This is a genomic window from Flavobacterium gossypii, from assembly GCF_014138495.1.
Taxonomy (GTDB): Bacteria; Bacteroidota; Bacteroidia; order Flavobacteriales; family Flavobacteriaceae; genus Flavobacterium; species Flavobacterium endophyticum.
In genome coordinates, this window is the sequence record NZ_JACJIS010000006.1 from 24444 (window position 1) to 35904 (window position 11461).

Annotated in this window: 10 protein-coding genes; 3 read left to right on the top strand and 7 right to left on the bottom strand. The window is 34.7% G+C overall.

The window, feature by feature from the left end:
• Position 1 precedes the first annotated feature (1 nt).
• On the bottom strand, positions 2-1096 hold the full coding sequence (locus tag GGR22_RS16860) for a glycosyltransferase (RefSeq protein ID WP_182494592.1): 1095 nt from the start codon (positions 1094-1096) through the stop codon (positions 2-4).
• A 45-nt stretch (positions 1097-1141) separates the two neighbouring features.
• On the opposite strand from GGR22_RS16860, the gene GGR22_RS16865 reads away from it, so the two are divergent.
• Entirely contained in the window at positions 1142-2278 is a 1137-nt protein-coding gene (locus tag GGR22_RS16865; protein ID WP_182494593.1) for a glycosyltransferase, read from the top strand.
• Positions 2279-2303: 25 nt separating this feature from the next.
• The gene (locus GGR22_RS16870) at positions 2304-3977 is read left to right on the top strand and encodes a hypothetical protein (RefSeq protein ID WP_182494594.1); all 1674 of its coding nucleotides are present in this window, start codon (positions 2304-2306) and stop codon (positions 3975-3977) included.
• Positions 3978-3983: 6 nt separating this feature from the next.
• Here GGR22_RS16870 and GGR22_RS16875 read toward each other — a convergent pair whose 3' ends face one another.
• The 4 genes from GGR22_RS16875 to GGR22_RS16890 are packed head-to-tail and all read right to left on the bottom strand — an operon-like array spanning position 3984 to position 8102.
• A complete protein-coding gene (locus GGR22_RS16875) occupies positions 3984-4718 on the bottom strand; it encodes a glycosyltransferase (RefSeq protein WP_182494595.1) in 735 nt (244 codons plus the stop codon).
• 34 nt (positions 4719-4752) lie between these two features.
• Positions 4753-6030: an O-antigen translocase gene (locus tag GGR22_RS16880; RefSeq protein WP_182494596.1), complete on the bottom strand. Its 1278-nt coding sequence runs from the start codon at positions 6028-6030 to the stop codon at positions 4753-4755.
• The gene (locus GGR22_RS16885; protein WP_182494597.1) at positions 6031-7128 is read right to left on the bottom strand and encodes a DegT/DnrJ/EryC1/StrS family aminotransferase; all 1098 of its coding nucleotides are present in this window, start codon (positions 7126-7128) and stop codon (positions 6031-6033) included.
• Positions 7125-8102 (bottom strand): GNAT family N-acetyltransferase, encoded by a 978-nt coding sequence (locus GGR22_RS16890; RefSeq protein ID WP_182494598.1) that lies wholly within the window; start codon positions 8100-8102, stop codon positions 7125-7127. Before GGR22_RS16890 ends, GGR22_RS16885 begins: the two co-directional genes overlap by 4 nt.
• 133 nt (positions 8103-8235) lie before the next feature.
• Between GGR22_RS16890 and GGR22_RS16895 the strand changes: the two genes are divergently transcribed.
• On the top strand, positions 8236-10047 hold the full coding sequence (locus GGR22_RS16895; RefSeq protein WP_182494599.1) for a T9SS type B sorting domain-containing protein: 1812 nt from the start codon (positions 8236-8238) through the stop codon (positions 10045-10047).
• Here the strand turns inward: GGR22_RS16895 and GGR22_RS16900 are convergent, their stop codons facing one another.
• Together GGR22_RS16900 and GGR22_RS16905 are read right to left on the bottom strand one after the other, a co-directional pair.
• Positions 10048-10650, bottom strand: coding sequence for a trimeric intracellular cation channel family protein (locus tag GGR22_RS16900; protein WP_182494600.1), 603 nt, complete (start codon positions 10648-10650; stop codon positions 10048-10050). It lies immediately after the preceding gene.
• 61 nt (positions 10651-10711) lie between these two features.
• On the bottom strand, positions 10712-11455 hold the full coding sequence (locus GGR22_RS16905; protein ID WP_121377663.1) for an RDD family protein: 744 nt from the start codon (positions 11453-11455) through the stop codon (positions 10712-10714).
• Positions 11456-11461: the final 6 nt, after the last annotated feature.

Genomic DNA, 11461 nt, shown 5'->3' on the forward strand with positions numbered 1-11461 from the left:
CCTATTTGTTAATTTTTAAATATTCTAGCCATTCAGCACCAATTTTTTCTACAGAAAAACGCTGTATGCTTTCCAATGCATTTTCTTTGCAAGTTGCTAGCAGGGTTTCGTTTTGATCCATCTCATCCATAGCATGCACAAATTCCTCAAAATCTTGATCTTTGACCAAAAGTCCATTCTTGCCATTTTCTATTAATTCATTAGGTCCCGACTTGCAATCAAAAGAAACAACCGGTACGCCGCAGGCTAAAGATTCAGTGATAATATTAGGCAACCCTTCATGTTTGCTCGTTAGCAGCGTAAATTTAGCACGTTTTATAAATTTAAACGGATTCTTTTGAAAATCCAAAAACACCACTTTATCTTCAACCTCTTCGGATTTGGCTAATTCCTGCAAGTATTTTTTTTGAGGGCCATTGCCTAGCAGAACCAATCTTATATTTTTCATCGGAAGCCTTGAAGCGGCATAGGCCTTAATCATCTTGTCGAACTGCTTGTTGTTGTCAAAAACCATTCTTCCGGCGGCCAAAACGTATTCAAAATCCAGATCGATATTTTCTTTTGAAAGAACTGTAATTTTATCAATTTCAAGCGGATTATAAATTGTTTTTAGGTTTTTATAGCCGTATTTTTCCTTAACCTTTGCTTCAATTTCTTTGGATACGCAGACAATTCCGTAAGCATTAGAAAAAATAGTCTTTGCTATAAAATCATTTTTCGGAAAATACCAATCCGTATTATAGCTATGAATCATCACTACATAAGGAACTTTATAAATCATCTTCGCAATTAAAAATTCCTTAAGCTGGTTGTTTCTAGCGCGTACGTCGATAATGTAATCAAAATTATGTTGCTTGATATACTTTTTAAGCACCAAAAATCTTTTGAGATTGTTTAAAAGCCCATTGCCATTGTCTTTCAGCTTGCCGAGGTTCAGCAATTTTCCAGAGAAATCGTAGGTTATCTCATCTGTGATGATCACATTATGAACATCAATGGTTTTGCTGAAAAAAAAATTTGATAAAATAGCATGAATCTTATCGGCACCGCCATTTGAAAGATTATTTCCAATCAAACATATTTTCGTTTGATGCATCTGTTGCTACTTTTTTAATTATTTTTGAAACAAATATAAACAATTATGAGGATTCTACTCGTTGGAGAATTCAGCCGATTACACAATTCGTTAAAGGAAGGACTTACTGCTTTAGGACATGAAGTGCATATTGTAGGTACCGGAGATGATTTTAAAAAATATCCTGTTGATTTCTCAATTGCTTCGAGAGTAATTCCTTCTAATGGCTTATTTCGATTCTGCAACAAGGTTTTCAAGAAAGTTTTTATGCTGGATTTGGAAGCATTGGAAAGAGCCTCTAGATTCCGAAAGCTTTTACCTCAACTGAAAAATTACGATGTCGTTCAATTGATTAATTCAAATGCAATTGAAACTTCGCCTAGACTAGCGGAAAAACTTTACCGAAAACTATTTGCACAAAACAACAAAAAATTCCTTTTGATTTGCGGGGACGAAACTCCAATTGTAGAAGTCTTATTAAAAAACAATTTAAAATATTCGGTACTTACGCCTTATTTTAATGATGCTTCAAATAAAAAATATTACAATTATACTTTGAGTTATGTTGGAAAGCAGCAGGAAAAGCTTTTTGATTTCTTGAAATCTAACTGCGATGGAATATTGGTTTCTGATTTGGATTATAAGATCCCGATGGAACAGACAGATATTGATTTTTCATTGATTCCAAATCCGATAAATACGGATAAGCTTAAGTTCTCGTCGATAAAAATTGATTCAAAGATTATCATTTTCCATGGTATTAATAAATACAGTTCTGTCAAAAAAGGAAGTGCTGTTTTTTTAGAGGCGTTATCAAAAATAGAAGTAAAGTACAAAGACAAAGTCGAAATCATAATAGTGAATAGCTTGGCTTATGACGAATATCAAAAGTATTTGCAATCGGCTCATATACTTCTTGACCAAATTTACTCTTTTGACCAAGGATATAATGCCTTGGAAGCCATGGCGCAAGGAAAAGTCGTTTTTACGGGAGCTGAATCTGAATTTTATGAGCATTATCAATTAACCGATAAAGTGGCTGTAAATGCTTTGCCAGATGTAGATTCTATAGTAGATCAACTATCGTTCTTAATCGAAAATCCAGAAGAATTAGCTAAAATGGGTAGGAATGCACGAGCGTTCGTTGAAAAGGAGCATCATTTTATTAAAATTGCTGAGAGGTATTTAGAAAACTGGCAATAAATCTATAGTCGAAAAAAAATAATTCATGAAAACAATTTCAACAAATACCATCTACTGTTCTTTATTTTTTATCGTTGTAGTCATTTATTGTTTATTCACTGCACGTTATGGATTTGAAACTTGGGATACTGGATATCTTCCCAGTTTTTCATGGAGAATTGCAAACGGGCAAGATGTCTATAAAGATTTTGTCTATAAAGCTCCACCGTCAACTTTATATTTTCAGGCCATTTTTATTAAAATACTTCCTATAGCGGGTCAATTTTATTATATCAAAATTGTCAACTATTTGCTGTTTGCTTTGCAAGTATTTTTAGCGGTTAAAAGTTTTACTAATTTTTACCCGCTTCAATTTAAATTTAATAAGTGGGCGTTAATGACGGTAGGGTTTGTCATTTCATTATTGAATTTCACGGCGTATCCGTGGCCTACAACAGATGGCCTGCTCTTTGCTGTAATTGCTTTATATATTCTCTCTTTAAGCAGGAATGGAAAATCGAGTATAGTTCAACTTTTGGCAATCGCTTTTTTCTGTCTCTTATCGGCACTTACAAAACAATCCTTTTATTTAATTCCTTTTGGTTTCTTTTTAGTGATTGCCTGTATGCAAGGAATAAAAAAGGGACTGCAATTTTTAGCTTTTTTGCTTGTTTTTGTTTTACTATTCTTTTTGTGGATCGAGCATACGTCATCTATTGCTGATTTTCTAGAGCAAACCACTGGACAGACGCATTTTAAAGACCTTCTCTATTCAGGTTTTTTAGATTATGTATGGACCTATCCTAAAGTATCTTTTTTACTGCCCTTAATCATTCTGCTGGCTTATTTATTATTGTATTTTCCAAAAAAGAAAGCAATCACTTTTCCAGAATATTTAAAAAATCTCTCTATTGTTCTGCTTGTCGTTTCTATTGCTTTATGCTTTTTTATAGAATTTCTAATGGCTTCAAGAATTGCAATGCTTTCTGCTGCTTTTGCTGTAATCAGTAAAATAATTAAAGACCGAAATAACTTCAGGTATTATATTCCAATCCTCCTGACGCTTTTGATAGCTTGGAGCTGTTCAATAAGCATGGGCTATAATTATCCTATTTTCTTTTCTACTGGCATAATCTTATCATTAACAATCTTATTTTCAGAAGATGTAGATAAAGTATATAATTCAAGGTTATTTATTTTAGGTGGAAGTATCATTTTACTATTAGCCTATTCTTCCAACTTTAGGCCTTATAGAGAAAAACAAATTTCTGAATTAAATTACCCTCTAGATGCTGTTTCTCCAAAGCTAAAATACCTCAAGACCAATAAAGACAACAGAAACAAGTTACTCGATCTTAAGTCTCTGGTTGAAAAATATGGCAATCGTTTTATTGTTGCTCCAAGTTTTCCGATGGCACATTACGTATTCAATACTCAAAGTGTTTTACCTGCAGATTGGCTAACAAATAACGAAGTAAACAGAGACCCAAGTCGTTTTTTAAAGATTGCGTCAGAAAAAGAAAATTTTATCTTTTTAGAAAAAAGTTTTCTTGATGGTAGTGAGGAGTTTATGTTTGACAAAAAAGAAGATTTTAGCGTAATTGCCGTATACATCTATAAAAACTTCAAAAAGATAGACGAAACAAAACATTTCATAATCTACAACACGATAGAAAAAAATGAAGAATTTCCTGTTATTGTAAGAAAGTCAGTTCATTAAAAAATATCAATTATTTTTTTTAGAATAGTGAAAATATATCTTTAAAATTTGAAATGGAAAAATCAAGAACTCTTTTAGTTTTATAGATGTTTTGCCTTTTTCGATCCAAATATCCAATGGATATTCGCTAGCAGTTGTTAGAAAGTTGGGGTATGTTGTTTTATAGCGTAATAGCATTTCGACATCAAAAATCCATCGCGTTAAAAATGGTTTTTCAAAAAGTGTTTTTGCGACGTCAGCTTTTATGATTTTTGCACCACACTGGGTATCATAAACTGGAACACGCAAAATGAATTTACTTATTACAGTGGCAAAAATTCGTCCGAAATAGTGCCTTACCTGCGATCTTATAACTTGATTACCTAAAAGCTTTACGCGGCTTCCCAAGACAATATTTAGGTGGGGGTTTGTTTTTGCATAGTCCAATAGTTTTATCATTTCTGATACTGGTGTTGAAAAATCAGCATCAAGATAACCGATATATTCGTATTCATTTTGTGCATGAAGTATACCTTTTCTTATGGCCTCGGCTTTCCCTGAATTTTGAGGCAAATCATAAGTTTCACAATTTGATAATTTATCAGAAAGCTCTTTTAAAATACCTAAAGTAGCATCTGAACTACCATCATTTACCAATAAAAAATCTATCTCTTTTGATTCTTCAATGATTTGGAGATATTCATCAGATGATATTCTTTTTTCTTCGTTGTAAAAGGGTATTATAAAAAGACTTTTGTTCATTCTAAAGCTCTTAGTATTAAAATTAATAAAGGTATTATAGCTTCATAGTGCTTCTAAAATAAACACTCAACACCAAAAAATACAGCAGATATGTAAAGGCATGTGCCATCACTATGCCTTCTATACCATAATCCGCTATAAAAAATAGAGTTGAGGCGTATAATACGGCTAAAGATAATAGTTCAGAAATAATAAAAGCTACTGTCATTTTTTTAGCAAAGAATTCAAATCCAAGAATAAGCGATGCTACTTTAAGCGTGTCACCTATCAGCTGCCACTTGAACAGGTTTTCGACGGGCATAAAGTCTTTCGTAAACAGAAAAGCCACAATGAAATGCCTTAGCACATAAATGATACCAGCGGTAAAAATAAAAATCGGCAAAATGGTCTTATAATAGCTATAAAAAACAGCTTTAGTCTCTTTTTTTGCGGTAGCTAATATTAATTTTGGCAGAAAATAAACAGTCAGTAAGGTAGAAATAAACATCAAGTAATTGGATGAAATTCTTTCCATTGCTGACCAATATCCGGCTTGTTCTGTTCCTAATTTTTCAATCACATTGTTCCGAATAGCCAGAAAGACCAATGGGCCTAAGAATCCCGAAACTAGAGCCATCAGTGAAAAGGACGATAGGCTTTTGATAATGTCAAAATCAAAAGAATGGAAGCTGATATACTTCCATAAATCCATCTCGGCTCTAAAATAAAGAAAGGTAACAAACAAGAGTAAGGCCGGTGTGACAACTACCGAAATCAAGGCACCTGCTATGTTGAGTTCCCAGATTAAGATTACAGAAACGATGAGTCCAATAATACTACCAAAAATATTGATGTAGATTATCTTATTGTATTTTCCAAAACCATTCAGTATGCTCACCAAAAAAACATTGAGGACATAAAACGGTACAGAAAAAGCTAAGACAATAAATACAAAATCAAAATTGTGATGAGCTCCGAAAACCTGCTCGTTCCAGTAGCCACTAAATAAAAAAAGGACAAAGGCAAATAGTATCGAAGAGCACAATAACGTAATAAAAGTGGTGGAAATTATTTTTTTGATATGAGCTTCGTCATTTTGATTTTCTGCTGCATATTTTACGATTCCATTTTGGAAGCCTAAGGTCGTAATCGTTTCTACCGAAGAAAAAAAGTTCCTCATATTTCCGACCAACGCCATTCCGGGAGCTCCTAAAAAAAGAGCAATGATCTTGGATGACAGAATTCCTATTAAAATTTTTATGACAACACTGATACTATTCAAAGAGGTTACCTTGAACAGTGACGATGCTACTATTTTTTTTATAGAAATCAATTAGAATTTATTAATAATTTCAATCACATAGCCAACCTCTTCCTCGCTCATGACAGGACTTATCGGCAAGCTTAAAACTTCCCTGTGAATCTTTTCAGTAATCGGGAAAGATAATTCTTTGAGAAAAGAAAGCGCTTTTTGCTGGTGAGGTGGAATCGGATAATGAATCAAGGTTTGGATATTATTTTTCAGTAAATACTCTTGAAATCCTTTCCTATCAGCTGTCCTGACAACAAAAAGATGAAAAACATGATTGTCGGAATCGTCATAAAACGGCAAAGTAATCTTATTGTTTTTTATTTCGGACAAATACCGTCTTGCTATTTTCTTCCTGATTGTATTTTCGGCATCAAGATTTGGCAATTTTACGCTTAAAAATGCCGCCTGCAATTCATCCAGCCTAGAATTAATTCCGATATAATCATTAACGTACTTTGTTTCGGATCCGTAGTTGCGTAAAGAAAAAACCATTCTTGCCAATTCTTCATCATTTGTGGTAATGGCCCCCGCATCGCCCAAAGCGCCTAAATTTTTACCTGGATAAAAGCTAAATCCTGCGGCATCGCCTATGCTTCCTGCTTTTTTTGAATTTAAAACGGCTCCATGACTTTGCGCCGCATCTTCGATCACCAACAGTTTATATTTCTTTGCTATGGAATTAATTTCTTGCATCGGAGACAACTGTCCATACAAATGAACAGGCAAAATTGCTTTAGTTTTTGGCGTAATGGCCTTCTCTATTTCTTTTGGGTCGATGTTGTAGGTTTCAAGATTTGGCTCGACTAAAACAGGAACTAAATCTGCTTGAAGTACCGCTAAGATACTCGCAATGTAGGTATTTGCAGGAATGATTACCTCATCTCCTTTTTGAATTTTGCCTAATTGAATATACGCTTTGAAAATCAAGACCAAAGCATCCAAGCCATTTCCAACGCCAATACAATATTTTGCGCCGCAATATGCCGCAAAATTATGCTCAAAAGCTTTGATTTCTTCACCTAAAATGTACCAACCTTTGTCTGAGATATCTTTTAGCTTTGCTTGGAAAGACGCTTCATACGGTTGGTTTATTTTCTTTAAATCCAGAAATTTTATCATATCAAAACATTTTCTAGCTTGTTGTAATTGGAGGTTGAGATTTCATAAAAATCCTGAGTCAGAGTCCTTGCCCCGAAACTTTCCTTCCAAAAAATAAGTCCTTCATTGAGTTTTTGTCCATTTTGTTCATTAGAAATTCCAAAATCAAAAAACCGCTTATCAGGAAATACATCAACAATCAAGTGATGGTACAGAAGGTCTAACGAACCTAGCTCGTTTTTATTATTTTGCCCAGAAACATACTGAGGATGAGCAACATTTTTAGAAATAAAAATAGTTGTCCCTGCAACAATCTTATCTTGATAATACACATTAAAATGCCTGATGTTTTCTGGAAATAAACGATGTAGTTTTTCTATTTCTTCAACAGTATGAACAGGTTTTGCACTATGCTTTTCTGAGATATTTGGAATCAATATTTCCTCCCAAAACAACTTAAAATTAGGCTCTTCTTTGATTATCAAGCCCAACTGCTGTCCCCTCCTTACGCAAGCTCTTCTAGCTCTAGAAATCTTGTATGGTTTAGAATTATCAATAACAGACAAAGCATCTCTTCGTGTCAATTTTGCATCGACTAAGAATAAAGCGTAATTTAATTCGTCGGAAGGAAAATCAAAATAAATAGAAGGCATCATCTTGAAATGAAGCTTTTGGATTCCGTTGGATTCTAAAAACTGCAATACGCTCTTGAAAACTGAAATCATTATGGATTGTTTCATCTTTTCATCGCACACAATTCCTCCATAAGTTAAGCCTTGATGAGAAAAAATAGCGCCGCCAACAACATTAGCTGGCAAAACCGCTTCCCAATTCTCACCATCTAAAATAATCAATGAAAAATCCCGAAACCTATCGCTGTGGTATTCCATAAAATCTCTATGAAATAAAAATGTCGCATTTTTGGCTTTATCCACAAAAGCGTTCCAATTATCGTAGTCTTCGGCTTTATATTTTCTAACGGTATAGTTTCTCACGGCCTATTTTTATGCTTTGGAAAAGTACTAATTTTTTAGATAAGATTAAGGCATTCGCAAAAGGTAATTTTATTTTGTTAACATACTCTATTATAAATAAATACTATCTTTATAACTTTCAATTGATTATCGAGTGAATCTAAAACTACCAATTAGAAACATTATCGTCTTTCTGCTTTTCTCTTGCACCGTTCTAGCGCAAGATGTAGCTTTATTCCAACAATTCAACGGCCGTTATGATTTCACGATTGTAGGAAATACGCTTAATACTTCAGAAAATAATCTCAACACCCTATGTTCTATTTCTACTTCCTCTTCTGCAATTTTGACAATGGATACAACAGATGAAATTGAAAAAGCTTATCTCTATTGGGCAGGTTCGGGCACAGGCGATTTGAATGTGCTTCTAAACGGAACGCCTATAACTTCTGAAAGGAATTTTGCTTTCTTCCAAAACGATTTAGACTATTTCTGCGCTTTTACAGATGTAACGGCACAAATCCGCACGACTGGAAACGGAAATTATACGTTATCCGATTTGGATGTTTCTCCGTTTTTAAATCCGACGCATTATTGCAACAACCGTACAAACTTTGCCGGTTGGGCCATCGTAATCATCTACAAAAACGAAAGCCTTCCACTGAACCAAATCAATGTCTATGACGGACTGCAGGGTGTTTCAAGAACACAGAATGACTTGACTTTGACGTTAAATAGCCTGAATGTAATTGATAATGTCGGTTCTAAAATTGGATTCATCGCTTGGGAAGGCGATGTTAACCTCCCTAATCCTGGGTTTACGGAATCTTTAAAAATTAACGGAAATACTTTAAGCAATGCCTTAAATCCTCCAAATAATGCCTTTAACGGCACTAATACTTTTACAGGCTCCAGCACCTTATACAATATGGATCTGGATGTTTATGAAATCCAAGACTTTATAGATATCAGAGACGAATCGGTAGAAATTCAGCTTACTTCGCAGCAGGATTTTGTAATGATTAGCACTGTCCTTACCAAACTAAATAACCAGCTTCCAGATGCAACCATTTCAATTGATAATGTTGCTTTAGAATGCAATTCGCGACGCATCATTGTAGATTATACCGTATACAATATTGATAGCACCGATCCTCTCATCGCAGAAGTACCTATTTCGATTTATGCGAACGGAATCTTGATTGAGCAAACCTTGACAGTCCCTCCTATCCCGATTGGAGGAAGCTATAGCGATAGTATCCATCTTACAATACCTGATGAAATTCCGAATGATTTTACTCTAAAATTTGTAGTCGACGATGGCGGAAATGGAACAGGAATCGTAACCGAATTAAATGAAATGAACAACGATTTTTCTGTTACTGTTTCTTTTCTGGTTTCTCCAGAATTTAATCCGCTCGAAACAATTTTCGCTTGCAATGAAGGCTTAAAAAAAGGAACTTTCAATTTTTCGCATTATGAAGACGCTGTAAAGATTGATCCTAGTCATGTAGTTCATTTTTTTGCGTCTCAAGAGGAAGCTGAATCTAACGAAAATCCGATTCTTAATTCGCATAATTATATTGCTTCGGTAACGCCAAAAGAAATCTTTGTGAGGATCGAAGATGAAAACTGCTATAGTATTACTTCTTTTTTATTAGACACAAAAAACTGCCCGCCAACAGTCTATAATGCTGTTACTGCCAATGATGACGGGTGGAATGATTTTTTCTTTATAGACGGATTACGAGATATCTTTTTGAATTTCGAATTGCTTATCTATAACCGCTGGGGCACGTTGGTGTGGACAGGAAATAATAATACCGAAAACTGGTATGGGAAAGCAACTAAAGGAATTGAAATCAACGGGACCAATCTTCCAGACGGCACCTATTATTATGTCTTGGATCTCAACGATCCAGATTATAAAACTCCTCTAACAGGTTATGTTTATCTGACCCGATAATTATTTTTGGTTCAAGGCTGGAAGATACCATTTGAACTTGACAGCCATCAAGCGAATTGCGATCATCACGCAGGAAGTTATCAGATAAAGAATATCGTTATCAAGATTCCATCGTTTTAAGATGAAAAACAAAATTCCGCCAATAATACAGATTGTGGCATAAATTTCTCTTCTAAAAATCACAGGTATTTCATTGCATAGAATGTCTCGTGTGACACCGCCAAAACAAGCTGTCATCGTCCCCAAAGCAATACAGATAATCGGATGAAGATTCGTATCTAATCCTTTTTCAAGGCCAATCAACGTAAAGACGCCCAAGCCAATCGTATCAAATAAAAACAAAGAAGTTCGGAGCCTGTCTAGTTTCTTCCTGAAAATAATAGCGATAAAATAGCCGGCAATGATAAAATACACATAATTCAAGTCGCGCATCCATCCCACAGGAGTACGCCCGATCATGATGTCCCTTAGTGTTCCGCCACCAACAGCAGTCACAAAAGCAATAATAAAAACCCCGAATGGATCGAGTTTCTTGTTCATTGCCGTCAGTGCGCCAGATAGCGCAAAAGCCATGGTTCCAATAATATCTAAAAGATAAAACATAGTAATTTCAGGAAATTATTTAGTGTATTCGTAATTCGTAATTCGTAATTCGTAATTCTAATTACATTTTTTGAGTATAATAATTATAGTCTTTCAAAATCGTCTTGATGAAATCTTCATCATTTCCAGACTGGTTTCTGATACCGGTAACATCTTCTACTTTCGTCTTCAATCTTGAAAGCATGTGGAAATCGCGGTTTGCTCTTGCGCTATGAAACGTTTCCTTAATGATTCGTGCATCGTTGTCGCTTAGCTTTATCACCAACGGATAGGTCGGCACATAACTATTGTCAATTTCCTCCAAAATCGTATGGTTGATGTTGATATTATTTTTTAGCGTGATTACCGAAGTCCCAGCAGTCATGTCTCCAAGGCGTTGCGATTTTTCGCTAGAAATGATAGCTATCAATCCCACAATACCGCCGCTGAAACTAACATCAACAATCCTAAAAACCCAACGCATCAAATAATCGCCAAAAGAAGCCTGATAGCCGTCAATTTTAACGACTTTTATTTTCATAAGCTTTTTGCCTAAAGTCTGCCCTTCTAATAAACTTTCCAAAAGAAGCGAATAAAAAATGACCGGCATATAAAACAAAACTAATATTGAGATTCTGGACCAATTATCCATTTTGTCCAATAGCTTATTGATGCCCAATCCATAGAAAAAAATGGAATACACAACAATAGCATAGGCTGTTTTAGCCAGAAAATCAAGCAGGTATGCTAAAATCCTATCACCTATAGAGGCTGCCGTAAAATTAATATTGACATTTTGCGTCGTATTTATAGATAATTGTGTCATATTTTA